Genomic DNA, 26,392 nt, shown 5'->3' with positions numbered 1-26,392 from the left:
CCATTCATCCGCGCGTCGAAACTAACCTTCGTAACGAAGGCTGATCGTTTTCGTCGCTTGGCGCGCGGCTATCTCTTATGTCCGCCCGTGTCGAAGCCACTCGGTGTCGGTAATACCGCGCGCCGAGAAGGTCAAACGCGACGCCGGTGTACTTCAGTTTTTCGGAGGCTTAAACGAGATGCTGTTGATGAAAGCCTTTGGCGTTGTATTCGGACTGAGATCTTCCTGGCATGAACCAGACCGGCTTCGGTCTGGTTAGCGCGATGATATAGGGAGCCTCGGTTCTGCTCGGTGTTCCACCATCGTCGCCGCGTTGTGGGCTAACGGAGCGCCGAAGAGGAGCCGGTATTCTTCTTCAGGTCCGCCGTAGGCATCCGAAGCGAACTCTTCCATAGCGCGGCGGTTGCGCACCGTAATGCGTTTCCGCTCTGACTTGATAAAGCCCTTGCCCTCAAGAACGTGAAGAGCATCGGTGACGCTCGGACGTCTCACGGCAAGCATCAGCGCGATGTAGTCGTGGGTAATGACAATCTCGTGGCCGCCGAGGCGATCGTTGCACATCAGGAGCCAGCGGGCCAGCCGAACGTCAACCTTGTGAATTCCGTTCGATAGTGCCGTGTAGGAAACCTGCGTAGACAGGTTATGCGAGCAGCGGTTAAGCAAGCTCGTGAAGATAATGCAGTCCTCCCGTAGTTTGCTGAACGATCCAATCTCGATGCGGTAGCCCTTTCCTGGAGACTGTACGACCACCTCATTCAGGCTTAAACCAAATCCGACAGCGGGAGGCGTGGGCGCAAATCCTTCACGACCAAACATCCCCGCTTCCGCCTTTCGACCCTTGGGGGAAACGGTAACGATCGAGCCCAGGCCGCTTTCAAGGAAGTAGACGTGCTCGATTTTCTGACGCGCGGAAACGATAAGGAAGGCGAGGGGAAGCTCGATTGGCTCAAGGTGGGGGATGACTGCGGACAACTCGTCGGCAGGGAGGCGAGCGAGTAACTGATTTTCAAAACGGGGGAACTGGGGCACAGAGGCAGCTCTTAACTTGGGGCAAGAGCTGTGATCTCCCTGCCGTCCGCGCCCTAAAGATCAGCGAACGATAAGGAACTGTACCAGAACTACACCAGCCTGTCGACTGATCGATCTATAGTGCGAGGGAGCGGTTCGTCGCCAGCCTGTCGTTATTAGGCGCTTCATCCTCCGATAGAGGAAATAGCGGTGGCGAGCATGGCACCGTGTCAATGCCACCATTCGCGGCCGGCGAACGTGTCAGCGGCTGCTCCGCCGATCAGGATGTCGTCACCTCCCCCACCCACGAGGTCAACCACGAGGCGTGAATCCACGTAAGCCCTGAGGGCGAAAAGCCGGAGGCTTTGCCGGGGCAAAGTGACAAAACCTTGGCTAGTTGAAGCCTTCGTGACGTCTTGAGGTAGGCTAGCGTCCGCATTTTGAGCGTCCTGCACGACTTAATCGAGGAATTGTTTTGCTCGCCTGGGCACCAGTTCCCTTCGATCCATTATGCGATCTTCTTGGCCCAGAACGTGAACAACTAAGCAACAAGCCGTGGGCTGGGGTGGCCTCATAGTCGCGAAGTCGCCCAAACACGCGGAGCTCTTTTCGCTATTACGTCGAAGGCTTGTGACGGAACATCGTCGACGCTAAAGACGCTATCTTTTCTATGTTTGTATTCACGCGAGGAACCAGCCACGTGCTCCCATCTTCCACCGTTGCCCTCGCCGAAACGCTATCGGCGAAACTTCCAGACGATTTCTCTCGGAAGGTCCTAGCCGGGTCACTCGGAGCTTCCTGGGACAGCGCTAACCCGATCCGCGCCAATCTCTTTGCAGCTGGCCTGCGCGAACTGGTGACCTATGTCCTGCATAGTCTGGCGCCTGACGAACTCGTCAAGGCCTGTGGGTGGTACCAGGACCAGCGGCCCAGACGTGAAGCGGATGCAAAGAAGAGAGGGGCCGCTTATCAAGATAGGCCGACCCGCATCGACCGAATGGTCTATGCGACGCAAGGGGGATTGTCCGATGACTTCCTCGAAAAAATCGGCCTCGATGTGGACGCAGACCATAGGACCCTTCGCGAGATGGTCGACGAGCTTTCGAAATACACCCATATGCGTCCCGGCTCGCTCGTTGAAGGCGATCAAGCCGTTAGCGCTTTCATGGAAGCCGCTATTCACGCCGTGCTTCGCTTTCACAAGGCCATCGAAACGGTGCGGAGCGCAGTGATCGACCTCGTCACCGAGGATATCAATAAGGAAGCAGACGCAAAACTAACCGAGACAATCGTTCAGGAACTGGATGAGCTCTCGACGCACACCACCGTCGAGGAGGTCGTCGCCGACGAAATTCGGGTGACAGTACTCGGTCCCAGGGAGATCGAGTTCTACGTCAAGGGAACCGTGTACGTTCAGCTGAACTACGGCTCTTCATCAGACTTCAGACGCGGTGATGGCGCATCGATGAGCGATAAATACCCCTTTTCGGTACGCATGGGCGCCGCGATGTCCGACTTTATACCGTACGCGCTCGAGGCCGTCTCGGTCGATAACAGCAGTTTTTACGAGTAGGTGCCGACGTTCAGCAACGCCTGCGTTCGACCGGCCCCTTGACCGGATATTTTGGCCGGTGGAATCCGGTCATCCGGAATCGTCGCGCCTCCGCAAGGTCAATCCTCGGGCAAATCGTGCAGCAACTCTGCTTTCGGCGTTTCCGGCCGCAGGACTTCCAGTGCCGAAAGCTCATCCTTGAGTTTGAGCCTTGCTTCGTAGACATCAACAGCGCGCTGCAGATTGAGCCAATAGTCACAGGTGGTACTCGTGACCTTCGACAAACGCAGGGCCATTTCGGCTGTGAGGGACCGTCGACCGTTTACGATCTGATTCACCGAGAAGCGGGAAACGCGCATCGCCTGCGCCAATTGATCTTGCGTTAGATTGACCAGAAACTTGTCGCGAAGCACATCGCCAGGAGAAATCGGGGGAGCCGGGATCATGTTGGTTTGAGATGTCATCGACCCCCCTTTTGAAGTTTCATCGTCGCTCGAGCTGTATTTCGAAAGCTCCCTGCCCTTCGATCCACTCGAAGGTCAGATACCACTTGCCTTCGACCCAGATGCCGAGTCGACCGGGCAGTTTCGGCCAATTGTAGATTGGACCATAGACGTCGACGTCCTGCAGGCTGCATGCAGCCACAAGAGGATGGAGGAGTTTGTGCGCGGCGACGGAAAGATGCTGTTCGACACCCTTCGCGAACCGCCACTGGTAAATATCTGCGACTGTTTCGCTTGCAAACCTGTTCATGCTTCACCTTCGATGCCTGAATGAAAACAGCAGGCACCGCGACGGCGCCCTTGCGTCGTTCGTCGGAGTCGAAGGGAGGAGGATTGCCAGTACGCAGTTCAAAGCCAAGGACGTGCTCCCGAACCATCTCCGGGGCCGGAGCGGAGGGCGGTGTCTTCTTGAAAACGATGCGCCATCGCACGCGTTGCTGAACTTCGAGTGACAGAACCTCTCGCGTCAGCTGAAGGAGCGAAGTAACGGACGTGGTCTCAGCACTTGCGATCTGATCGGCGGCGCGTTTCGTCAAAGCACGGATTGCGCGCAGCGACAGCGTCCGGACCAACTTTGGATCAAAGATATGATCCACGTTGATTGCGGACATCCTCTGCTGTCCATCAATGATGAACAGGTTGGGCGCAATATCCGGCTCGATCGCGCGAATTCGGGTCGAGAAATCGAACGATCCCGCCTCATAGTCGCTCAGATCTGCGGTGGTGAAAGAGCTCGGCGCAGAAGCCAAAACCTTCTCAATGTGCTTGTCGAAACACGCGTAGGACCGCCAGAAGTTGCTCTGCGAAACATCCTTTAGACTTTGCCCACCCCAGCTAGAGATTTCACCGACGAGCGTATTTCGCCATTGCTCGACGAGATCGGCCTCGCTGGTGATGGCCCGGAGCAGAACTGACACGCTGGAATGGGTGTCTTGCCAACGCGATCGCGATCGCCACCACTTCACTGTACGGATCCAATGGACGAGCTTGTCGGAAGTCGTCTCCTCGAGGGACTTCGAATTCTGCCGCCTATAATCGTCAAACTGTTCCATGTGTTTTAATGTAATGCACATCATTACATAGGTCAACTCCCGTCCCGTACGTGACTAAGAAATCTGAAGATGGCGCAATGCCCGGAGCACGTTCGCGCCTAGTGCACAAACAAGCGCGACAATTTTCGCCGCCAACGCAGCCCATCGAATCCGAAAAAGTAATAAGTTTGTCGCGAGCTCATCCACCGCCTTGAAGGGATTTGAACCTGCGGCCTTGTTATTTACAAAAGTCCCTCGCCGCAAATTGATCAATAGCATAGTCGGCTCAACCTTGATGGAGTAACTGATTTTGCGCCGGAAGCGGATTAGCAGCTTTCGAAGGTTACGAGGAGATTCCTTGCCTTCGTTCAGGTGATCGCCCACCGTGAAGATAGACACTAGCGAAGGATTCGGTGGGTGCGAGAAATTGAGGATTTCACTGACGATCGGCTGAAGGCGTGGTGCATCCACTGTGGCGCGGTGATTGCCGACATCAAAAACAATCGCGACCATGTTCCGACCAAGTCGCTCCTGACGAAGACACTTCGAAAACGGGGCGCCGACTATGACAGCGGCGCGGGGGAGGAAATGGACTATCTGCCGCAAGTTATCGTCTGTCGGCGCTGCAATTCCAGCTTCGCGCCAGACGAGAACTACCTTCTCTGCGTGCTTCATGCGGTTATCGCTGGAAGCCTCTATCCTGACCCGACGAAACATCCCGAAGCGGCGACCATTCTGCGGAGTAACCGGCACGTAGTCCGATCCCTGAAAAGAAGGCCGGATGGACAGCTTCTTCTGTTCGAAAACCTACAGCCATTTACCCTCTTTCCCGACACCGACAAGATACGGCGCGTCGTTGTAAAGAACGCTCGGGGCCACGCCTATCACGAGATCGGCGAGCCGCTGCTCGAAGCGCCTGATCACGTTGCATTTGTACCGCTGGAGCAGTTGAGTCGAGAGCAGCGCGACGCTTTCGAGACTGTAGGTACCGGCGCGGAACTTTCAGTCTGGCCAGAAGTCGGAAGTCGCATGACCCTTCAACTGTTCAACGAGGAAGCGATGGTCGGCGGCTGGATTACGGTCGAGCCCGGTCGCTACCGCTATTCTATAGACTGATCCGATGCCGTGACGGTGAAGACTGTCGTATGGGAATATCTCGCTACCGAGACGCGCTGGGAGCGCTAGACATTTGCACCCGCTCAACGAGGATGGTCATGAAGGCCTATGTGATCGACAGCAATATGCTGCAGTCGGACGAACTCCGCCGTTACCTTAAGCAAGAAAGCGGCAATATGGCGATACTCCCGGATTTCGCGTGGTCGAACTCTACAAGCAGCAATCCTTGGAAGGGCTGAGATTGGGGCTTTCTGTCGTCGGCGATCATCCTGAGCAGGTGATCCTCCTTCGGCCCGGGGGCGATATATCGCGGTTGGATCCAGCGGTCGCTGAGGAACTGACCCGACTGGTCTTCGACGGACCTGAAGGCGAGATCAGCGAACTGGTTCGCCTCGTAAGATCTGACGAACCAATGGGCGATCTGGCGGCGGCTCAATTGAACTCGTTGTGGGACTGGGCAAGGACCCTGCAACCTTCGTTGATCGAAGGCGCGACGGATATCGCCGTGTCTTTTCCTGAAATGCAGGAGCAGATGTTCAATCACAAGGAGATTCGGATTATCAGGACGACCGGCAAATACACCGAAGCGATGGTCTTCACCATCTTCGGCGCCGCGCTACAAATTTGGGAAACTTTGGCAGGCCATTACGAAATCGAGTGGGAGGGCCTCGACGAAACGGTCGTATGCCGGGCCTATCTCTTTCGGTACGCGCTGGGCATAGTGATCAATCTGCTCTGGTGGATCCGGGGCGGTAGTCAAGCGGTGATGCGCATGGATCGAATGAGCAATGACCTCATCGATCTCGGTTTCGCTGTGTATGCCACGTACTTCGACGGACTTTTCAGTCGTGACGAGAAAGCCGCCTGGGTTCATGCCAATCTCGTCGCAGCAATCACAAGTTTTCGCGACATTCACAGCGCGGATTGAACTCCTGCCGCACATGCTTCCCAAGGGCCGCACGACCGTCGACGGTCGACACCGGAGGCTAATGGCGAGGCACTAACCTGGCTGGGGCATGAATAGCGCCGCTCGCGAAAGGGTCTTTGCTGCAAGCCCCACATACCAAGCATTCGTCCGCCTGTCCCAGCTGCGAACCTCGCAGAACGTTTTCCAATCGAACTCGTAGACTGCCAGCAGTTGCCAATCGGGATCAATGCGCACGACAAGCAAATATTCGAACAGCTGCTTCTCCCGGTCATCGCGATCCGGATAGACGGTGCCAGTCTTGCGCGCATCAAGTACACCCTTAATCGAATAGCGGTCCCCGCGCCGGGAAAGAGCATCGACATTCTGCGTTCCTGTCGGCGCAGGCTGTAGATTAGGACGACCGGGAGTGCCATTGTATAGGGCGATAGCAAGGCTTTCCGCGACCTGCCCGACGTTCGAGGCCAGCCCGCGCCGCTTAAGTTCGGCCGCGACCCTGCCGCGCAGTCGAAGCAGCGCAATGTCGCTCAGGCTAGCAAAATCATCCGATGGATCTGCAGACAGAGCTGGCGGGGGTTGGCTCATAAAATCTCCTCCGCTGTGGGTGAAATACGGTTCTCCGCAATCTCGTCGAATATGGCGCCGCTGTTCAGGAAGGCTGTAACCTGCTCCGCGAGCTGGCTTTCCGGCAGGCGGCCGCGGCCCTTGAGCGCGCATTCCCAAATCCACAGGCTGCGCCAGCCGAGATCTTGGAGGGAGATCATTGCAGCGGCATCGCGCTCACGGTTGACCCCGATCTTAGCTGACCAAAACTCCGTGCGAGTTGCCGGCATACGAAACAGCGAGCAGGCGTGACCATGCCAGAAACAGCCATGCACGAAGACCGCCGTGCGAAACCGTGGGAAAACTAAATCCGGCTTGCCCGGCAGGTCCCTTCGATGAAGCTGGTATCGGAAACCTCGGCTGTGCAGAAGCCGACGTATTATCCATTCTGGCGCTGTATTCTTAGCGCGGATGCGGCTCATATTGAGCCGGCGCTGCTCCGGGGTAAGTCTATCGGCCATCGCTCCCAGCCGCCTGCTCCGGGGGCACGGCATCATCCTCAACCAGAGGCGCGCCGATCGCCAGATCAGCTGGCACGGCAGGAAAGGCAGCTGAGAGCGCGTTGAAGGCATCCGACCCTACTGAGACCATGGCCACGCTATCCCGGAATTCGTTGACAAGGCTGGCAACGATCCCTGCGTGGAGAAGACGCTCGCGTTGACGGCCGATGAACGTCATCAGGATTGGCTGAACGCCGTCATTTCCCGCAACAGATCGCAGCAGCACGAAATCCTTGCTGTCGAGAAAGGCGCAAGCGTTGGCGGTGATCTTGCGGCCGCCCAGCCGCCAGTTCTTGCCGACTTTGCCGATGTTCCTGAGTTCCCGGTTTCCGTAGCCGCCATAGACACAGATCAAATCCATGTCCGCGCCGCCTTTTTCGAACAGCTGCGCGCTCAAGAGCTTGCGCGCGACAGGTGTGGTCAGTGCGATCGCGCGCTGCTTGCTGGTGGCGCTAAGGCGGTGCGCCGAGAAGAGACCCAGGTCCGATTCCGCAAGTGACCTGACGACGATAATCTCCTCGCGCCGGCTCATCAGCGACCTGCACCTGCCACGCGCGGCAGGTCCTCTGTTGCCACTCCTCGGACAAGCTGACTGCGCAGGGTCTGGGCGATCGCGCGAGCGAGCAGCGGCGGGACCGCGTTGCCAATCTGACGGAATGCCGGGTTCATCGTTCCGGCAAAGCGGAAGCCATCAGGAAACGACTGCAGGCGCGCTGCCTCGCGTACCGAGATCGGCCGCGCCTGCCGGCTATCGTAATGAATGTGACTGTAGCCATCCTTGCCGAGATGCGCGAGGAGGGTGCGGGCAGGCGTAGTTGCTTCCATTTTGCGCCACTTGTTCGGAAACTTCCCAGCATCGTATGGAGGCACGAAAGCTGCCTTGAGCGCGTCCCATTCGGAACTGCCGTCTTCCGGGCGTTTACCCTGGGCATGAAGTCGTTCGAGCTCCGCTTCGAACAGGCTCAGCGCATAGCGATGTGCCTCAGGATATTGATCGCCCGGCTTCAGGCCGGCGAAGATACGATAGTCGCGCGGGAGATATCGGATCACATGGTCACGCACATGCGAGCTACCCTCGAACCCGGGCCAGGTTCGCATCTCCTTCACATAGTCGTTCTGCTGATTGTGCCCGCCATAAGGGAGCATGGCGTCGAGACGACGCGTGCCACGTCGAAGCGCCCCTTCGGCAAGTAATTCTCGCGCCATTATTTCCGGAAGATCCCCGATGGCCTGTTGGGTGGACACCGCGGGCGCCAGTGTTTCAACAGCTTCCGGAGCGGCCTTGTATGCACTGCCGCCGGTTGCTTCGGTGAGCAGATCCCTTCCTGTCGCCAGTTTGAGCGCTACAGCGCGCGAACCCTGATAGCCGGACGGCAGGTCAATCCAGTGTGTCGGTGCGGGAAATTCGACATCGTCCGCAAGTTCTTTGCGGATTGCGATGAGGATCATCCGCTCACGCATCTGCGGCACACCGTAGAATGCTGCGTTGAGCAGCGTGTAGCGAACGACATAATCCTTACTCGCTAGGATCTCACCGATCTCTGCGGCGAGGTTGTGTCCCCCATGATTGAGCATGTCTGGCACGTTTTCGATCACCACGGCGAGTGGTGCACAAGCTTCTACGTACGCCAGATACTCGATATAGAGCCGGGCGCGAGAATCATGTCGAAAGGCCTCCGGATGTTCGGCGATCTCGCGCAGTTTTGAGCGCCCGACACGCGCAAATGCCTGGCAGGGAGGGCCGCCAACGATCACATCGAACGCGCTTGCCGCGGCGCCGAGGCCGAGCGCCGTGGCAAGGGCGGCTGGCGACGTTACGGTGATGTTGCGTGGGATACTATGGCGGTCCTCGCCATGATGGAAGTTGAGGCCGTGCGAGCGGGCCGCGTCGGGATCATTCTCGACCGCTGCGACGATCTCAAAACCCGCCGACTGAAAACCAAGCGAGATCCCACCACAGCCTGAGAAGAGATCCAGCACACGAGGGCGAGCGCCGGCGTCTAATCGCTGGATTTTCTGGCGGATAAGTTTCGGATCAACGCTCATGACCGATCGCTTCCCAACGGCAGCTCGGCTTGGCCGGCTTTCGTGGCAAGATAATGGAGAACTGCCTGCCGAATCACCCAGGCAGCTGATACATCATTAGTAACGGCCAACGCCTGCACTTGGCGATACACGCCTTCTGGCAATAATACTGTAGTGCGAACGGTCTTACCTGTTGCTAACATTGCGATACTCCCTGACTCCATGCTACACCAGAGCGCACCACTATGCACCACTTTTCATCACAAAGGACGCGGTTGTACAGGATCTGATAAGTCACCAAGCTGGCTGGTAGAAGGGCGAAAATCGCAGTTTCGCTCCGTCGGCCCTGCTCTCCGCATTTTCCGACCTGGTGCGCATCGGCGTAAATGCTTTCCACTCTCTGCCACCGGAGGCTGTCTGTTGCGTCCCGTCGAGATTGCGCCATCGCCGTATGCATTGCTGAGATCCTTACGGGGCCTCGGCTATTCACCCGAAACCGCGCTCGCTGACCTGATCGACAATTCGCTCGCCGCTGGCGCGCGGCAGGTCCGCATTCACCTTGATTGGCGCGACGGCAACCCGCTCGTTGAAATTCTCGATGACGGTACCGGAATGAACTTCGACCGGCTCGTTGAGGCAATGCGCTTTGGGGGTGCCGGACCCAGCGCCGAACGGCAAGGGGGCGATCTCGGCCGATTCGGACTGGGATTGAAGACCGCCTCACTCTCGCAGTGCCGCGAGCTGACCGTGGCGTCGCGCCGGGAAGGCTTAGTCGCGCGGCTGACCTGGGATGTCGATCGCGTTGGTGAAGGGTGGTCCGCGGTCGAGCCTGATGCGTCGCCGTCGGGTGAGTTGGCGACCGAATTCCAGTCGTCAGGCAATGGCACGCTGGTGAGTTGGAGCCGAATGGACCGGCTCGGTGGCCTCTGGGGCCTCGACCGCGATACCTTTAATGACCGAATCTCCGATATACGCGCGCATCTCGCAATGACCTTTCACCGCTTTCTCAGCGGCGAGACACGGCGGCTTGCCATGAGCGTCAACGGCCGTGCACTCAACGCCTGGGATCCATTTTGCAGATGGCATGATGCGACCATGGCATTACCGCGTGACATCATTCGCGGTTCTGACGGCGCAATCACGGCACGACCGTATATACTCCCTCATCGCGACCGGTTCGCGAATGAGCGCGAATGGGAAGATGCTGGTGGGCCGGGCGGCTGGGTCGAACGGCAAGGATTTTACGTCTACCGGGGGGACCGCCTCGTGTCGGCCGGCGGCTGGCTCGGGCTTGGTGGCGCTCGGGCCTGGACTCGCGAGGAATCGAGTCGACTCGCCCGCATCGCTCTCGAGCTACCCGCCTCGATGGACGAGGCATGGCGGATCGATATCCGCAAATCTGTTGCTCGACCGCCAGCCTGGGCGCGGGGACGCTTGGCAGGTCTTGGCGCGGACTGCCGGCGACGCGCCCGCGAGGTCTTCGCTTGGCGCGGTGTCGGAGCGGGTCGCAAGGGCCGCCGCAGCAACACTGATGGGGAAGCATGGCCATGGGAAGCGCGCAGCGCCAAAGCCGTTCCGCGATATCGTGTACGACGGGAACATCCTGCAGTTTCTGCTGTGGCGCAGGCGCTCGGCGCCGAATCGGGACTGCTCGAAGGACTGCTCTCTGCCCTCGAGCTTACCGTTCCGGTCGAGCGCATTTGGCTGGATGTCGCCGAGCAGGGGGGCGCAGAGCTTATGCAACCGGCAGCCACAGAAATTGCCGAACTCGCCACACCGCTTGCCACGCTGGTGCGCAGCATGGATAACATGGACAATACTGGAGACCGACTCGACTCGGTGCTGCGTTCCCTTGGGATCACGCAGCCCGCATTGCGCGCCGCAGTCATCCGAATATTGGGGGAGAATTGAGCGGATGGATCCGGTTACGCAGCTTGCGAATACTGCCCGCGTTGCACTCGGTCAACGAGCCGGCGATCGCACGCTGGGCACAGATGAGATCATGGCGGTGGTGCGCGCCACGGCCCCGCTTGTCGGATTAACCAGCGGGCACAACTTCACCGAGGACGAAATTCAAGCAGCGACACGCGATCTTGAAGCCCTTTTTGTGGTTGCACAGGGACCGTCGATCCGGCTGCTTGGTGAAACACAGCCACCACCGTGGTATCTTGGCGAACGCCGTCGGCCAGGCGCCTTTTTTGCACGTTATCTGCAGAAGCTGGGCGAGAGCGGATGGGCGCCGCGTGCGCTCGAGGCGCTTGAGGAAAGCACTGCTGATGTACTCGAGCTGCTCGATGATCCAAATCGGGATGTGCCATGGAATTGGCGCGGCCTCGTAGTCGGCAATGTTCAGTCGGGCAAAACCGCACACTATGCGGGGGTCATCAATCGGGCAGCTGATGCCGGCTATCGCGTAATCATCGTTCTGGCGGGCATGCACAAGATCCTGCGTCGCCAGACCCAGCTGCGTCTCGATCAGGATTTTCTCGGCTTCGATACCGCCGGTGTTGCCGGAAGCGGAGGGCGCCGGCCAGTCGGCGTGGGCTTATTGCCGGGACCGGTACAGCTGGTCGACAGTCTGACCACCTCTCAGTTGAACGGTGACTTCAATCGAACTGTTGCGCAAAATTCCAACTTCGCGCCCGCCAACCGGCCTTTTGTGTTTGTCGTGAAGAAGAACGGTGCAGTTCTCAAGAACATCAATCGGTGGATCGCACGACTGCCCGAAGAATCGCGCAACGCGCCACTGCTCGTGATCGATGATGAGGCGGATCAGGCATCACCTGACACGGGAGATCAGGGCTTTCTACCGGACGGAAGCTTCGATGAGGATTACGATCCGAAACGCATCAACGGCGAGATCCGCAAACTGCTGAGTGGGTTCAGGCGCAGTGTCTATGTCGGCTACACCGCGACTCCTTTCGCGAACATCATGATCCATGATGAGCGTGCGGCTGAGGACTATGGCGCCGACCTGTTTCCTTCCACCTTCATCGTGTCGCTGTCCGCCCCGGACGACTATTTCGGGCCACTCGCGGTGTTCGGTCGCGACGACGACGCTGATGCAGTGGGACTGCCAGTCATTCGCCATCTCGACCAGACTGCTGAGAGTTGGATACCTGACCCGCACGATAAGACGTGGCGGCCGACATACCGGGGTGAGGCACGCGTCCCGCCGAGCCTTTTGGAAGCGATCCGCAGCTTTGTCATCTGCTGCGCGGCACGCGCCGCGCGCGGCCAAGCCAATGCACACAAGACCATGCTGGTGCACGTTTCCCGTTTTCAGGATGTTCATGACCCGGTTCATGCTCAGGTCGAAGGTGCGCTTCGCTCGATCCGCAATGCAATCGCTGCGGCCGATCCGTTCGAAATGGCAGAACTCGAACGGCTATGGCACGAGGACTTCGAACCAACAACCGAGGCAATGGCGTCCTCCGTATTCACGCGTTCTATTCGACGGATCCGCTGGGATGAGGTCGCGCTGCAGCTTGGAGATGAGGCTGACCGCATTCAGGTCGTGGTATCCAACGGCCGCAGCCGCACCGGCATCGATTATGATGCTGCCGACGCTGCCGGACAGAGCCTCTCAGCCATTGTCATCGGTGGTGATAAGCTGTCACGCGGGCTGACGCTTGAAGGCCTTTCGACCAGTTACTTCCTACGCGTCTCCCGGCAATATGACAGTCTGCTGCAGATGGGGCGCTGGTTCGGTTACCGACGCGGTTATGCCGATCTCTGCCGGCTGTACACTACCACCGATATGGAAACCTGGTTCCGGCACTTGGCCACGGTCAACGAGGACCTCCGCGCGCAGCTGGCACATATGCGCGTCACCGGTGGCACGCCCAAACTCTATGGCCTCAGCATCGCTGACCATAGTATCATGAACGTCACGGCGGCGAATAAGCGGCGCCACGCTGTCCTCCGTCCCGTCACCTATGCCGGCGAAGGCAAGATCCAGACCGTCCTATACCGGGACATCGACACCACAATTGCAAACGCTGCGGCTGTCAACGGCCTGCTCGAAGAACTGGGAGAGCCGGAGATCGATCCGGCCCGGCCGGGAGACCGCCCGCCGGCAGCGGGCTTCATCTGGCGGAATGTACGTGGTAACCGCGTCGCCGCGCTGCTTGAGGCCCTGGCATTTCCGCCCGAGAGCAGCGACGTCGATGGGAAACGCATGGCGGCCTACATCACCACGCAGCTTCACCTGGGCGAACTGAGCGACTGGACGGTGTTCGTACCGGCTGGTGTCGGAGCCACGGTTCAGGTGGCCGGACGCGACCTGCGCAGTGTTCGTCGCTCGCCAATCGTCCGGTCGACCACCGCGCGCTTTATTACCAAGTCGATCCTCAGCCCGCTCGACGAGGCAATCGATCTGAGCGACGACCAGTATCGTCGCGCGCAGGAAAAAACCGATCAGGTGCTGGCCGACGAGGGGGGGCCACCCGCTGACCGCCCGGCCGGCCCTTGGATCCGACGGGTCCGTGGTGAAGATCCGCGTCGCGGTCTGCTCCTTCTCTATCCGATCGATCCGGCTGGCGTTAGCCCGGAAGCAGGAATCCCGCTCTGGGGAGTAGTGGTGAGTTTCCCAACCTCCCCGACAGCATCGGCCGAGTGGCGCTGGGAAAATACCGTCCAGCAGCGGGCGGCGCCATGAGCGTCACTCCTGACGCGGCGGCGTTACTGAAGGAATGGGACGAGTTGGCTGCCGTAGCCCGGGGGGACCGGCTGTATCGCAGCCGACGGCTTTCTCGCCCGGTGCAGCTCGATCTCCGCGCGGGTCTGCGGGAAGCTGACGGCGCGCCATGTCTCGTTGCGTTGCCGGGTGGCGCTGGCAATTCCATTACTTCTTTCGAGACCGCAGGCCTGAGGCTATCCCGAGCCGCTGATCCCGCCGGCCTCCTGCTGGTTCTTTCACTCGAAGAGACCTCCCGACGTGATCTTTTCGCCGAGATCTGCAGCGACTGCGTCCGCTCGGTCCTACGCGCTGAGGATGAAGGCGAAACTGAATTGGTCACAGTCTTCGCCGCCCGTCTCGCTGCGTGGCGCGCGTTTCTGCGCGATCAGACCCCTGGTCTGTCGAGAAACGAGATAGTCGGGCTGATCGGTGAACTCCTCGTCCTCGATCGGATGCTGGACGAAAACACTGAAGCGGTCGCCGCGTGGAAGGCTCCCGATGACGGGCTACATGATTTCGTGCTCTTCAGTCATGGCCTTGAGGTCAAGACTGCGCTGGGCGCGGCGCGCCGACTCCATATTTCGACACTCGATCAGCTTGACGACGCCGGCCTTGTTTCCCTTCACGTTGCGCACGTCCGTCTGGTGGAGTCGGTTGCCGGCGAGACCCTCGGCCAGATCGCCGCACGGATTGAACAGCGGCTAAATGGCGAGCGGGCGCGTGGCACGTTTCGCAACGCGCTTTTGCGTCGCGGCCTTGCACCCCGGGGCGATACGATCTCCGGGCCGCGGGTTGCTTGCGTAGGCATGGATTGTTACGCGGTCCACGATGGTTTCCCGCGGCTTCGAAGGAGCGATGTAGCGCTCGGGATCGCGGAAGCGACCTATCAGATCGACGTGCGCGCGCTCGTCAGCTTTGCCGTCGATGCGGCGGCGGTATTGAATACGTTCGGGGGGACGGGCGATGAGTGAGGATGGGACGTCGGAATTCGCTCGAGCGCTGGCGGCCGAGGTGGATGAGGCGCGTGACGATCCAACAATAGATATCCCGTCGACGGAAGCGCTTTTCACACGCATCGTCATCGATGAGCTGGAGGAGATCGGTCACTTCGAGGCGGCCTTTGATCTTCCTCAGGAGGGAAAGGTCGGCCGGTCACCCTTCCGGATCAGCGGGTATGCCATTGATGAGGACGCTGGCCAGCTGACGCTCTTCGCAACGCATTACTCTGGCGACGTGCCGCCGCGTCGGGTTCCCGCCTCGGACCTGCTGAAGACCGCAGAAAGGGCCGGGACGTATGTAGCCGCCTGCATTGGTGGTCTGGCGGATCGCATTGAGCCGTCCAATACAGAAGCCGGGGACTTGGCGCGCCGCGTGGCAGCGCTCGGCGAGCGCATCGATCGCTTCCGGATCGTCGTGCTGACCGACTGCATCGCCGGTGGCACGCTGCCGGCGGCGGTCGACAGCCATGGAAAGACAGTCGAGATCGAACTCTATGACATCGTCCGGCTACACAGGGTTCTTGGAGAAGGTCAGACCCGCGCTGATATCGACGTTGACCTTGTCGCTTTTGCCGGCCACCGCATCGCCTGTTTGCCGGTGGCTTCCGGCGCAGGGCACTACGAGGCGTTCCTTGCAGCTTTCCCGGGTGAGGCGCTATCGCGCATCTATGATCGGTACGGCACGCATCTCCTTGAGCTGAATGTTCGCGCATTTCTCGGACTTTCCGGGCGCAAGTCGGTGAATGCCGAGCTGCGCCGCACGCTGGTCGAACAGCCGGAGATGTTCCTCGCCTTCAACAACGGCGTGGTCGCAACGGCGGACGAAGTGCGGCTCGAGCATGAAGGCGGCGCGGTGTACCTGACCGGCCTGCGGGGCCTGCAGATCGTTAACGGGGGACAGACGACAGCGTCGCTGCACCGCGCCCGGCGCAAGGAAAGCGTCGCACTTGGCGCAGTGGAGGTACCGGTCAAGATTATCCGCGTGACAGAGGGGGATCTGGAGCAAATGGTTTCCTCGATCTCTCGCGCTGCCAACCGGCAGAATACTGTGCAGCAGGCCGACTTCTCGGCCAACGATCCGTTCCATCGCGAGGTAGAGACGCTGGCCAACAACGCGTGGCTCGAAAACGGGCGCGGGCGCTGGTTCTATGAGCGCGCGCGCGGATCATGGCTTGCCGCCGAGCAAAAAGCTTCTTACCGCACCACCGAGCAGCGCGCCTTCCGGGAGCAGACGCCAAAGGCTCGACGTTTCGGCAAGCTCGACCTCGCGCGTTATCTGTCGGCATGGGACGGCTTCCCTTGGCGCGTCGCTTTTGGCGGCCAGAAGAACTTCCAGGCGTTCATGCAACGGCGTAAGGAGCAGACGGCTCCGCCTCCGGACGCTGCCTGGTTCCGTCGTCTGATTGCGCTCACTATCCTCTATCGTACAACTGAGCGATTAGTCCGAACGATGAAGTTTCCGGCGTACGGCGCCAATATTGTTGCGTACCTGATCGCCGCGCTGGGCGAACGAACGGGCGGCCGTATCGATTTCGACTTGGTGTGGCGCCAACAAAGGCTCTCGATGGAGATGGAAACACTCATCTCAATCTGGGCGCCGCTGATCGATCAGGCGCTACGCGCCAGTGTCGGTAGTCGCAATCCGACTGAGTGGTTCAAGAAGGAAGACTGCTGGGTCGAAGTCCGCAATCACCTGCCGACGCTGACGGATCCGCTCCCGGCGGAGCTGGACGGCACCTCGCCAAACGCGGCCGGCTCCGTGGCTGAACGGCACGGACCGACTCTGCAGGCCGCTGACTATGATCGGATCGAAGAATGTATGCGTGTCCCGTCAGCGGTATGGGTGGCGACAGCTGAGGCCGGGCAACGCAGCGGGGTGCTTCATTACAAGCTCGCCAGCATCTGCATAACACTCGCCAACTATGCGGCAGGCGGTTGGAGCCGGCGTCCTTCAATCAAGCAAGCGAAGCATGGGCTGGAGAGTGTTGCCAAGGTGCGCGCCGCTGGCCTATTCGATGAGACCCAGCGCGAAGTTGGATAGAGAAGCAGTCATTGTCGGCCGGTGAAGCAAGCTTTTATTCGCCTTGCGCAACCTCTTCCCGAATGGAGCTTATCGCGTCCAATCCGATTGGACATATTCAGGAAACGCTAAAGCATGACCGCACGCAAAACGCAGAGATCGGCAACAAACCAAAAATGCACAGAATATAAGCCTACTCCGCGCGAAGTTAGAGAGCCGCATTGGGGCGCAACTTTCGGCTCCGCGCGTATAGAAAGCTTAGAGGGCAAAATAGTCAACTTTCGGTCGAGGGATATAGTTAGATATATCTCTATAATATCCCAGCACGCTTTCATGAAATGCATCGAAGCAATGTTTGATGTCATGCATATCATTAACAGCATCGTGTGCTGCAGCGGCATCGATATGTTCTGTTCCCTGCAATGCATCGGACAGCAGGTTCGAATGACCCAGATCAATGTCTGCCTTCATATGATCAATGAAAGCCTCCACAAGCTCGGGCAATTTGTAACGATCTGCGATAGATCGCAAGTTGCTCTCCGCTTCGGAAACCTCGGCCTTTCTTGCTTCAATCAACTGCAAGCAACAGACCAAGGAAAGATCGCTCTTTCGCCCAATAGACTCAAAGTTTCTAATCAGAGACAAGGTCCCAACCGTTGGATGAGATGTCGACAGAGAGTTCCCTATTTCCGCTACAGTGGACAGAGCCTCCCGATAGGCAATGTAGTGATCCATTTCTTCGTGCGCGTATTCAGCGACTACACCTTGGAACCGCGTAGGTCTCATAAGCTGAGATAGGGAAAGCAGTGTCCGCGGGAGCAGATACACATAATGATATGTTTCAATTAGAAGTCCCAGGAAGACCTCCCGTCGATAGTCTCCTTTCGTCAGCCCAGCAAAAATCCGGTGGAGGCCGATCTGACGACGCCACATGATAGAAGTGGCTTCAATTTTTTCCAGGAATTCGGGCACTGAAATCCAGGGCGCGTCTGAGCGAACTTGAAGGAGCCCAGCTCCTTGGAACTCTTTAACAACCTGCTCGATGTCGGCGAGCGAGATTCCTGTCTTTTGCTGAATCTGCGCTAGAGTATGGCGGCCGTCCAAAAGGCTTTTCAGCTTTAGGAGATCATCTCGATGCCCATCAGTTCTTTCAAGCACAAAATAGTCTTTACCGACAACAAGCACTGTCTTGTTGGATGTTGGCTCATCGATAAGTGTGCAATGCCGAAGTCTAGGTCTCTCAATATTCAGCATTGCACAATCTCCCAAAAAAAACGCTTTTTTCAGCCGCACATCAGAACGACGGAAGCTCGCGCGGTAGTAACATTATCATCAGATCGCTTAATCGCGATCTTGAGTTCTTTATCCGTAGAGATGATGACATTTCTATCATTTGGAACACGAGGATCATCATCTACGAGGCTATCAACCTCTTCAACGTTCACCTTAGTCCCCTTGGGCACCTGTACTGTCAAATTGCCAGACATAGGGTTAGCCTCCTTGAGTTTAACTTCTACAAATTACTTCAATAAAACATACCGTGCAATCATCGCGCGAAAATTTAATTACCAATTAAACCAATATCTTGCAGCACCGGAAAGCTATCCGATTACATGAGCTATTTGCCTTTACCGAATTGGTGACCTCGGCTCCGAAGTGTCGCGATAACCGGCCTCGCTGCCATCCCATCGGTTTTTTGATAGAGGATTTTTCCGCGCTGCGGTTCGTCCGGGCCGGGCGGCTAGGCAACTACCTTTTTCGAGAACCTCGATCTGCTCGCCGACCCTGACGAGCCGCGCGACCTGTTCGGGATGCTGCTGCGACGCCAGTTGCTGACCTCTATCTCGCGCTCATCGTGTCTCAACATCAGCCGAGGGAACGACTGGCGGAAGCCGTCAGACTGAACGCGGAGATCGCTGCACGCCAGGAACGCATTCGCGACAGGATGTTGCATCGCATGTACGATCAGGCCACGAAATAATCGCAGCCGTCGAAAGAGGACATCAACGAGGGCCGCCGCAGCCCTCGTTGTTATTAGAAGTACCTATCGGTTTGCCCAAGCTGTCCCCTCTCCCGATGAAAATGTTGCTAGCAAGGACGCACCGTCGTTCATCGTCGCAATTCCTCGGCGGCACTGCTATCGACGGGCTGTGAAAACGCGAGAAACGGCGACTTCTCGCTTGTCAACCAGAAGTTCGAAATCATCCTTTTGAGTATGAGCAGTGAGATCGCCACCGTCATTTTCTGTGCGGGCTAGCCGGAAGCCGGCCGGATCGAGCCATTCCACTGCTCCCTCGGTGTCGACAGGAATGACCGGGTAGCGGCGTTTCCGGCCGTCGGTTCCGAGCAAGGTCGCGGCGTCCGGCAATTCCTCGAACACATCCTCAAAACGGCCTGGGAGACTGCTCTCCCATTTCAAAAAGAGCTGCGGGTCAATCTTGTTTTCTGCGTCGACGTCATACCCTTCGGCAGAAAGCCATGCATTGAATTCCGCTCTTCTATTCGCTGCTTGCTCTCGCGTCTTTGCGATGCCTTGAGCGAGACTAAAAGCCACAAACGGGTCGAGCGTCCCCCATCTCAGGAGTTCCCGAGCCCAAAACGCACACCATGGTAGGCCCGTCGTCTCGCGCCAGTCCTCCAGTGTGGGGACCTCTGCGCCATCGTCAGCGCCGTTGGACCAGGTCTGGGCGACAACTGCTCCGATAACCGTGCCAAGCCGGAACTCGAGGTTATCAGATACGAAACGCTGCCAAGCCCGCAGTGCATCAGCATTAGGTGCAGCCGCGACGCCAGATCTCATCCACCAAGCCAAAACGCCATTCCAGTTTGCAAGCAACCTTTGATCCGTCTGCGTTTGCCTTACACGGAAGCCATATCCGCGGTCGTTTTCGATCAGCTCACCGATGTCTTTGAACACCTGAAGTCGAGCTTCATCGTTGAAATTTCCATAATCGGTTGCTTCGGATAGGATTCTCTCGATCTCATCTGCGACAGCCGCAAAACGACGGCCCACGTGCGGCGTAAATCCATACTGGTAGAGGCGCTCGCGCTCTTCAGGGTCGGGATAGATCGTCTCTACGATCGCTCTTCCGCGCCTGATGAATGCATCTTCCATCCACTGCTCCTGACTGGCAGCAACCTTGGTGAACGTGCGTTGCCAAAGGCTGACCAAAAAGGCTTCTGCTGCGGCACCATCGAGTTCTCGTCCATCTCCGAGATCAAGCTCTTCAAGCGCAGTCAAAAGGAAGCCGTCCAACTCATCGAGACTATCAGCCAGCCGGGCTGCCGGCGTCGTCGCTGCCACGCCGGCGCTTGGACTGATCGCTGCCGGTGTTATCCTATCGAGCCAATCTAGGAAGTCGGACGGGCGAACGCCGATCGATGCAGCGCGTTGCGCGATCGCGTTAAGCAGGAGTGCTAGTGGACTTTGAACTGAACCATCTTGCCGCTCTTCTCTTACAACTTTCAACAACAGATTGTCGTAGTCTCTTTGCATCTGTCGACGCTGACGGTCCTGCGTCGACCGAGCAGACGCCCTCTGACTTGAATTCGCCTGAGGGACCGCCACAAGCGTCATTCCTTCAAGACCACTCGAGGCACCGGGTCTTCCAGCGCGCCCCGCAAGGTTGCGGAATTCAGCGACCGAGAGTGGCGTGATCTCGCGCGTATCATTGACGACATCGAAAGACTCCCTCCGCAGAGACGTCAGCAAAATGATGTCAAACGGGAGATTGACGCCCTCCGTGAGGGTCGCTGTCGCCACGGTGATAGGGCAAATCCGCTTGTCGATCACTTCGACCATGAGACGGCGAAGACGCTGGGGCATCTGCCCGTGATTTGTCGCGATACCGCGATCGAGAAGGGCCAGCTCGTGTGAATCTTCGCCACAATAATCTATCGTCGCGTTGCGCGCTTCCTGAAAGACTTCCCCCAAGGATCCTTCAGGGACCTTGAAGGGTGGAATGCTGGACCACTCCTCAAGCTCCAAAGCTTTCCGATACCATCGCATCGTCTGTTCCGGCTCCTGCAGGACCGAAATCAAGATGCGCCGCTCGGTTTCAAGAAGGTGTAGCGCCGTCCAAAGCACTGCCAACTCATTAAATCGAAAAACGCTTTGTTGCCACTGATTTGGTAGCTCCGGCATGACCGGCGTGCGCAAAGGTAGATAGACCGGTTGGTCTCGGTCCCGCACGAACAGCCGCCGGCCATTCAGGATTTCGAGCGAGACGCGGTCGGACGCCTTTGGCGTCGTTTCTAAGACGCCAATCAGCTGGCGTGTGCTGCGATACCGCGTGCCGATCGCCGACGCGTCGTCCCGTTTTTCGATCCACTTCGCGACCGGAGGTGCTGCCCCTCCGGCGACAGCTGTCAACGCGATGCGGACAATTTCGGGTGCCCGAGCCAGCAGCCTAGAAACAAAGCTTTCCAGACGAATTGCTCGATTCCCGTGTTCAGCGAGGTCAGCTTTGGTCCGGTCATCATCCACGGCAACAACTTGGTGTGCCTCATCGACGATCAAGAGCCGCAAGCGTGCAAGCAGAAGAGGGCCGACGTAACGCATGAGCGCCTCGGCCTTCTCGACAGTGGCGATCAGGACCGTCGGCGTTTCAGCTTGCAGCCAATAGTCGGTAATTCCCCAGTCCGTCCCGCCGTAAAGCCCGGTGATCGTCAAGTCTTCACCGAGTTCGCTCTTAAGTTTCCCTTCGACTTCACCTGCCAATGCGCGCGATGGAACGAGATAAAGCGCAAGTGGTGACCTTTCTAGACCTGTAGGGAGCAGCAGTTCCTTCACCAGCGCGAGATTAGCAACAAGCGTCTTGCCGGATCCGGTCGGTGTGCAGAGAGCGAAGGAGGATTCGCTCAAAAGACGGTCAAGCCCAGCCCGTTGCGACGTCCACAAAATGCCGCGCCCGCGACTGAATTGCCCGCGTGCAAATCGGGTGAGACGTCGACTTTTGCCCGGGTTGAGCGCCGATAATTCCACGATCGGCCGATGGATCGAAGCCTGCACGTAGCCGTTCGCCACCGCCCGGAGAAGCGTGATCAGAAGCGAACTGTCCTCACTGAAGGTGCGCGTTGCCATCCGTTCCAAGGCATCGAGCTTTTGTATCGCCCGATCCAATCTTTCGTTCTGCCCCCGTCGAAGAGTATCTGCGAAAAGACCGAGAACTCGGACCAGTTCGACCGTGAAATACCATGACACCCCACCGTCGCTCTCGGCGTCTAGCAGTCGTCGCGGTGCCTCTTGATCGGTCAAGTCAGGATGACGAGCCCAGAAGGCTGCAACGGCTTCAAGGACGCTGTCGAAGTCGGCTCGCAAAAAGGCCCCATATAGCCGCGTACCATCGTCCAGCATCTCGACTTCGCCCATGAGACCACTTGCCATCGCTGGAAGACCGCCCAACTGATAAGCCGCCGCTGCGAACAGTTCGATGGGTGCGGTCGTCCGGGTCCGGTCTTTGGCTCTAGAAAGCCATTCAAGCAGCTCACCGGCCCGCCTATAACATTCGATAGCGGCTTCGGAGTCCGCGCCCTCGACTTCGCGATAGATCTCCGCGACGTGCAGAAGACGGCGTGCATCGGCGAGTTCAAGCAGCGACTCATTGGCGCCCCATTGGATCAGCGGCACCTCCCAAGCGGTCTGCAGGCATCGGACGAAGGAGCGAGCCTGCCTAGCCGACAAAACATTCTCAATGCCGATCTCTGTTCGAACGGTGTTTGCGACTTCCAAGCGTTCTTGATCCCGTTCAGCCATGATCATACCGTCCAGAGAAGGTCGTAAATTTCATCGATCAGGTCTTCACCATCCTTCAGGATGACTTCGACGACCTGGAGATCGTGTCGAGAGGTATATTCTTCGGGTATGGTCTTCCATACTAGTAGCGGCTCGCCCTCGTCTCTCGTCGCCTTACCGTTACCAACGATCATAATCAGGTTGGTGCGAGGCATTGGGACCGGGTTTTTCAACGCCAAGGCCTTGTCCATAGAAACGATCGCTGCGGCATGGCCATCTCGGTCACGCTCCTTCAGAAGCCTCTGCAGCTGGCGCACCCCATGCGGGACATCGAGATCGCGGTTGATCTCGAACCATATTCCTCCCGCGCGCTTTCGCTCCCCGGTGCGCTTATTCTTTCTCCACTTACCGAGCATCAGCGTCTCGACCTCGCTGTCGCTCAGTTCCGCTCTCCACTTTGCTTCCCCGACAATCAATCGAACGACCGCACCGTCGTCATCGAGTTTGAGGCCAATAAAATCAGATCCGAACCGCCCAAAGACCGCACGCTCGCGTGCAGCGTCACGAGCTAAATCAAACAGGTATTTTTCGACGTCGGCATGGTACCGAAACAAGAAAATCGGGACCTTCCATTCGTGACCCCCGACGAATTCATAGTGCTCGGTGACCAAGCCGGCCATTACCTCGCCAAACAGCCCGCGTTTGGCTGTGTCGGGGAGACAGCCGGGATAAAGCAACGACGCGTCGTCATCATCTTCATCGGCGTCCGGGTGAAGAGATATTCCAATTTCTCCAGCGAAATACTCGCGGGCATCGCCATGGGCTGACTCGAAGTAGGGCCTGAGTTGGTTGCCGAGGTCATCATCTCTCTCGGGATTTTCAACGAGGAGCAAATGCCCATATCTGCCGTCAACCGGGTCTGAGTCAAAAATTTTAAGCCACCGCCGTAGTGCGCGCGATGGCGGTCTGCAGTCATGCATAGGCTTGAGGCCTCCCCCAATACAATTTCTACGATAGCCAATACTGAGGTTTGCTTGTCTTTTGAAGAGCGAATGGAACTTGTCGCCCGCGCGAAGGTTTTTGCATTTGAAAAAGGCAGCTTTTCCGCAAGGTTAAGCGATCTTGGTTTGCCGATTCAGGCGCGGCCATGTCAGATGATCCCCCACGCCCGAAACCTCCCCCTCCCCGTCATCTCCCTCAATCCCAGATCCTCGACGATCCTGAGCGCCGCCAGCGGCGTCAATTTCAGCGTCTCGGCGACCATGCCGGCCGAGACGAGCGGCCGGGACATCACGAGCTCGATCAGGCCCGGCAGATTGGAGGACGATCGCCGGCCGACCAGGCGCCGCTCCATCATGGTTCGTGCCAGCGCCAGCCGGTCGTGCTCCTTCAGTCCAAGTTCGGCGGCCGCGATGATGCCATGGACGATCGCCAGCAGGCGCGTGTCGCGAGCCCGATGCCGGCGGCGCTCGACGGGGATGGATTTGAGGCCGAGATTGACGACGGTCAGGTGCGCCGCTGTCGTGAGACCCGCTTGCCGCAACGCTTCGGCGGCGAGCAGCCGGCCCAGCCAAGGCGCATGCTGCAGGACCTGCAGCTCGCTCCAGGCATCGAGCAACAGCGCCGCACGCAACACGGGCGGCAGCCCTTCGGTCTCGGTCAGCAACACGCGCCATTCGTCAAGCCGATCGTCTTCATTCCAATCGGGATCGTAAACCAGCGAATCTTTGTCCCGGGCGGCCGGCCGGCCGGGTAGTTTTGACTCGGCCAGCACCGCGTCGGCGCGGGCGAGCACAGCGTCGATTGCCGAAAGTTCCGCGGCCAGCGGATCGGACGCCTCCGGCTCATCTCCCTCCCCTCCCCCGACGGGCGCCGCAGCCGGCGCGGCCGGCTGATCGACAACCGCGGTTGCCGGGTCGTGCACCTCGTCGCCGTCGTGGTTCCCGGCGCCGTGCCCGCGCAGCCAACGCACGCCGTCCGGACCAAGCGCCCAGCCGGCCGGCTGTGCCGCGATCCGCCGGCGGCTGCGCAGCACGTCGCGGGCAATTGTCAGATCATGGGTCGGGGTACGAATATCGGCGCCGGCGTCGTGCAGCACCAGGTCCTCGAGATGCACCAGCTCGCCGTCGATCCACAGCGAGGCGCGGGCATCGGCGAAGTGCATCCGTTCGATCCAGCCCTCGCCGACCGTCGAACGGGCGATGCGTTCGTCGAGGCGCGACAAAACGGATGCGGCGTCCGAGAGCGGCCGCAATAGGCTCTGGTGGGACAGTTTCGACAAATCATAACGCATTGAATTTATGGTAAATGATTTGCTAAACGGACGCTATCTTATAGTTAGTGTCCGTCACAGCATGATGTTATGGAGACAGCGTCTCACTTCCGATAAGTACTGCTTATCGGAAGTGATTGATTTGAAGCCGCAAATCAGTGAAAGCCGCATCATGGGCGGCCAATGCGCCGTGCTGACGCCCGGTTTTCGCGCCTCAGGAGGCATTTTGGACATTCTTGCTCCGAACACGGCAACAGACGCGATCGCCCGCCGGGCTGAAGCCTTCGACACCATCGCCGCTGTGATGCCGATCGACCGGCGCGATAAGCTCGCCGAGATTCTGTCCGACCAGGACGTCGAGACGCTGCGGCACCTGGTCAACGAGGGCATGGGCGCCAACACGCTGCGGGCGCTGGCCTCCGCGCCTCATCTACTGAGCTCGATATCGCTCACCTTCTTGGAAAACGCGGACCTTCCAATCCCGCAGGGCATCGCAGACCTGGGCTCTGGTGGGTGCGCCGATGCGTCCGCCGAACACCTGGCATTTGAGGGCCGCCGCCATGGATGACAATCGCATCGTCTCTTCGATCGGCATCCCTTCTGCGATCGCCAGCGCGAAAGCGCCGTGGAAGATGTCGCCGGCCGCAAGCGTGTCGATCGCTCTCACCTTCGGAGCGGCAAGGTGACGGATGTCACCGCTTTGGTCGTCGAACCACAGGGAGCCGTTTTCGCCAGCCGTGACGCTGATGAAGGCATGTTCGAATTTCCGCTTTAGCAGGCCGACGCTCTCCACAAGATCCGCCGTCCCGGCAAGCCGCACGGCCGCAGGCTGTGAGAACACCATGTGGCTGGCCGCCGGCGCCAGCATCTCGATGACGCCCTCACCGGCAACGTCGCCGTCGAGTATGGCCGGTTTCCCAGCCTTGCCGGCTGCAACCAGCGCCCGCAGCGCAAGCTCCGGCCATCGGACATCGACAAGCACCGCGTCGAAAGCAGATATCTCCCTCTCGGTGACCGGCCTGACCGTATCGTGGAGCCGCTGATCGTAGAAGGGCACGATCAGGCGTTCGCCCTCGTCATCGATGAGGATCGTCGAGATGGCCGAGCGGGCGCCCTGCACAACCGTCATACCGCTCGTGTCTATGCCGCTATCGCCGAGGTCGGAAAGGATGCGTTCGCCCGTGGCATCGTCGCCGACCGCGCCCCAGAGGCTGGCATGGCCGCCAAGCCGGGCGACGGCGAATGCTGCGCTCGAGGCCATGCCTTCGGCGACCTGCAGCATCTCATAGGGCAGGATCTTGCCCTGGCCCATGGGCAATGAGTGCACGCGGAACAGGGTGTCGAGCACCGCCGCGCCGATGCAGAGCACGCGGCGTGGCGGAACTGGCGGAGGGCCAATGGCAGAGGAAGTCATTGGCGGTCGC

22 protein-coding genes and 2 pseudogenes are annotated in these 26,392 nt (G+C 58.8%); 9 read left to right on the top strand and 15 right to left on the bottom strand.

Features of this window, described 5'->3' with window-relative positions:
• Nucleotides 1–255: 255 nt before the first annotated feature.
• Nucleotides 256–1,029, bottom strand: coding sequence for a Crp/Fnr family transcriptional regulator (locus RHE_RS27050; protein WP_011428428.1), 774 nt, complete (start codon nucleotides 1,027–1,029; stop codon nucleotides 256–258).
• Nucleotides 1,030–1,678: 649 nt separating this feature from the next.
• Here RHE_RS27050 and RHE_RS27040 point away from each other — a divergent pair.
• Entirely contained in the window at nucleotides 1,679–2,581 is a 903-nt protein-coding gene (locus tag RHE_RS27040; RefSeq protein ID WP_042119969.1) for a pPIWI-associating nuclease domain-containing protein, read from the top strand.
• Between the two features lie 98 nt (nucleotides 2,582–2,679).
• On the opposite strand, the gene RHE_RS27035 is transcribed toward RHE_RS27040, so the two are convergent.
• Genes RHE_RS27035 through RHE_RS27020 form a run of 3 tightly spaced genes read right to left on the bottom strand, consistent with a single transcriptional unit; the run spans nucleotide 2,680 to nucleotide 4,607 of the window.
• Nucleotides 2,680–3,024 carry a HigA family addiction module antitoxin gene (locus RHE_RS27035; protein WP_011428426.1) on the bottom strand — a complete coding sequence of 115 codons (345 nt, stop codon included), beginning with the start codon at nucleotides 3,022–3,024 and terminating at the stop codon, nucleotides 2,680–2,682.
• Nucleotides 3,021–4,139 carry a hypothetical protein gene (locus tag RHE_RS32265; RefSeq protein ID WP_011428425.1) on the bottom strand — a complete coding sequence of 373 codons (1,119 nt, stop codon included), beginning with the start codon at nucleotides 4,137–4,139 and terminating at the stop codon, nucleotides 3,021–3,023. Before RHE_RS32265 ends, RHE_RS27035 begins: the two co-directional genes overlap by 4 nt.
• Nucleotides 4,140–4,169: 30 nt before the next feature.
• Nucleotides 4,170–4,607: a hypothetical protein gene (locus RHE_RS27020; protein WP_011428424.1), complete on the bottom strand. Its 438-nt coding sequence runs from the start codon at nucleotides 4,605–4,607 to the stop codon at nucleotides 4,170–4,172.
• Nucleotides 4,608–4,682: 75 nt separating this feature from the next.
• On the opposite strand from RHE_RS27020, the gene RHE_RS27015 reads away from it, so the two are divergent.
• Both RHE_RS27015 and RHE_RS27010 read left to right on the top strand, forming a co-directional pair.
• Nucleotides 4,683–5,210, top strand: a complete 528-nt coding sequence (locus RHE_RS27015; protein ID WP_011428423.1) for a hypothetical protein — start codon at nucleotides 4,683–4,685, stop codon at nucleotides 5,208–5,210.
• Nucleotides 5,211–5,409: 199 nt separating this feature from the next.
• The gene (locus RHE_RS27010) at nucleotides 5,410–6,138 is read left to right on the top strand and encodes a hypothetical protein (protein ID WP_166486953.1); all 729 of its coding nucleotides are present in this window, start codon (nucleotides 5,410–5,412) and stop codon (nucleotides 6,136–6,138) included.
• Between the two features lie 72 nt (nucleotides 6,139–6,210).
• Here RHE_RS27010 and RHE_RS27005 read toward each other — a convergent pair whose 3' ends face one another.
• Genes RHE_RS27005 through RHE_RS32260 form a run of 5 tightly spaced genes read right to left on the bottom strand, consistent with a single transcriptional unit; the run spans nucleotide 6,211 to nucleotide 9,466 of the window.
• Nucleotides 6,211–6,720, bottom strand: a complete 510-nt coding sequence (locus RHE_RS27005; protein WP_011428421.1) for a hypothetical protein — start codon at nucleotides 6,718–6,720, stop codon at nucleotides 6,211–6,213.
• Nucleotides 6,717–7,199: a very short patch repair endonuclease gene (locus RHE_RS27000; RefSeq protein WP_011428420.1), complete on the bottom strand. Its 483-nt coding sequence runs from the start codon at nucleotides 7,197–7,199 to the stop codon at nucleotides 6,717–6,719. Before RHE_RS27000 ends, RHE_RS27005 begins: the two co-directional genes overlap by 4 nt.
• Nucleotides 7,189–7,770 carry a hypothetical protein gene (locus tag RHE_RS26995; protein WP_011428419.1) on the bottom strand — a complete coding sequence of 194 codons (582 nt, stop codon included), beginning with the start codon at nucleotides 7,768–7,770 and terminating at the stop codon, nucleotides 7,189–7,191. The genes RHE_RS27000 and RHE_RS26995 overlap by 11 nt, the downstream gene beginning before the upstream one ends.
• The gene (locus RHE_RS26990) at nucleotides 7,770–9,284 is read right to left on the bottom strand and encodes a DNA cytosine methyltransferase (RefSeq protein WP_011428418.1); all 1,515 of its coding nucleotides are present in this window, start codon (nucleotides 9,282–9,284) and stop codon (nucleotides 7,770–7,772) included. The genes RHE_RS26995 and RHE_RS26990 overlap by 1 nt, the downstream gene beginning before the upstream one ends.
• Entirely contained in the window at nucleotides 9,281–9,466 is a 186-nt protein-coding gene (locus RHE_RS32260; RefSeq protein ID WP_015241387.1) for a ribbon-helix-helix domain-containing protein, read from the bottom strand. Before RHE_RS32260 ends, RHE_RS26990 begins: the two co-directional genes overlap by 4 nt.
• Before the next feature lie 217 nt (nucleotides 9,467–9,683).
• On the opposite strand from RHE_RS32260, the gene RHE_RS26985 reads away from it, so the two are divergent.
• The 4 genes from RHE_RS26985 to RHE_RS26970 are packed head-to-tail and all read left to right on the top strand — an operon-like array spanning nucleotide 9,684 to nucleotide 16,983.
• Nucleotides 9,684–11,174, top strand: coding sequence for an ATP-binding protein (locus RHE_RS26985; RefSeq protein WP_042119965.1), 1,491 nt, complete (start codon nucleotides 9,684–9,686; stop codon nucleotides 11,172–11,174).
• 4 nt (nucleotides 11,175–11,178) lie between these two features.
• Nucleotides 11,179–13,923 (top strand): Z1 domain-containing protein, encoded by a 2,745-nt coding sequence (locus RHE_RS26980; RefSeq protein WP_011428416.1) that lies wholly within the window; start codon nucleotides 11,179–11,181, stop codon nucleotides 13,921–13,923.
• Entirely contained in the window at nucleotides 13,920–14,915 is a 996-nt protein-coding gene (locus RHE_RS26975) for a PD-(D/E)XK motif protein (RefSeq protein ID WP_011428415.1), read from the top strand. Before RHE_RS26980 ends, RHE_RS26975 begins: the two co-directional genes overlap by 4 nt.
• Nucleotides 14,908–16,983 (top strand): AIPR family protein, encoded by a 2,076-nt coding sequence (locus RHE_RS26970; protein WP_011428414.1) that lies wholly within the window; start codon nucleotides 14,908–14,910, stop codon nucleotides 16,981–16,983. Before RHE_RS26975 ends, RHE_RS26970 begins: the two co-directional genes overlap by 8 nt.
• A gap of 237 nt (nucleotides 16,984–17,220) precedes the next feature.
• On the opposite strand, the gene RHE_RS26965 is transcribed toward RHE_RS26970, so the two are convergent.
• Nucleotides 17,221–18,216, bottom strand: a complete 996-nt coding sequence (locus RHE_RS26965; protein ID WP_011428413.1) for a hypothetical protein — start codon at nucleotides 18,214–18,216, stop codon at nucleotides 17,221–17,223.
• Between the two features lie 29 nt (nucleotides 18,217–18,245).
• Nucleotides 18,246–18,449, bottom strand: coding sequence for a hypothetical protein (locus tag RHE_RS33885; RefSeq protein WP_166486952.1), 204 nt, complete (start codon nucleotides 18,447–18,449; stop codon nucleotides 18,246–18,248).
• Between the two features lie 200 nt (nucleotides 18,450–18,649).
• On the opposite strand from RHE_RS33885, the pseudogene RHE_RS34575 reads away from it, so the two are divergent.
• Nucleotides 18,650–18,866 (top strand): annotated as a pseudogene (locus RHE_RS34575) (hypothetical protein); the annotation flags it as partial.
• Nucleotides 18,867–19,099: 233 nt separating this feature from the next.
• On the opposite strand, the gene RHE_RS26955 reads toward RHE_RS34575, so the two are convergent.
• The 3 genes from RHE_RS26955 to RHE_RS26945 all read right to left on the bottom strand — a co-directional run bounded on the left by RHE_RS26955 (nucleotide 19,100) and on the right by RHE_RS26945 (nucleotide 24,989).
• A complete protein-coding gene (locus RHE_RS26955; protein WP_042120046.1) occupies nucleotides 19,100–22,717 on the bottom strand; it encodes a DEAD/DEAH box helicase in 3,618 nt (1,205 codons plus the stop codon).
• Nucleotides 22,718–22,719: 2 nt separating this feature from the next.
• The gene (locus tag RHE_RS26950; protein WP_011428411.1) at nucleotides 22,720–23,676 is read right to left on the bottom strand and encodes a hypothetical protein; all 957 of its coding nucleotides are present in this window, start codon (nucleotides 23,674–23,676) and stop codon (nucleotides 22,720–22,722) included.
• A 170-nt stretch (nucleotides 23,677–23,846) separates the two neighbouring features.
• Nucleotides 23,847–24,989 carry an RHE_PE00001 family protein gene (locus RHE_RS26945; protein WP_042119963.1) on the bottom strand — a complete coding sequence of 381 codons (1,143 nt, stop codon included), beginning with the start codon at nucleotides 24,987–24,989 and terminating at the stop codon, nucleotides 23,847–23,849.
• A gap of 151 nt (nucleotides 24,990–25,140) precedes the next feature.
• On the opposite strand from RHE_RS26945, the pseudogene RHE_RS34570 reads away from it, so the two are divergent.
• Nucleotides 25,141–25,389 (top strand): annotated as a pseudogene (locus RHE_RS34570) (hypothetical protein); the annotation flags it as partial.
• Nucleotides 25,390–25,398: 9 nt separating this feature from the next.
• On the opposite strand, the gene RHE_RS26935 reads toward RHE_RS34570, so the two are convergent.
• Complete coding sequence (locus RHE_RS26935) at nucleotides 25,399–26,382, bottom strand: sugar kinase (protein ID WP_011428409.1); 984 nt, start codon at nucleotides 26,380–26,382, stop codon at nucleotides 25,399–25,401.
• Between the last annotated feature and the right edge of the window lie 10 nt (nucleotides 26,383–26,392).

It is taken from the genome of Rhizobium etli CFN 42 (assembly GCF_000092045.1).
Lineage (GTDB): Bacteria > Pseudomonadota > Alphaproteobacteria > Rhizobiales > Rhizobiaceae > Rhizobium > Rhizobium etli.
This window is presented reverse-complemented; position numbering and strand designations above follow the sequence as displayed.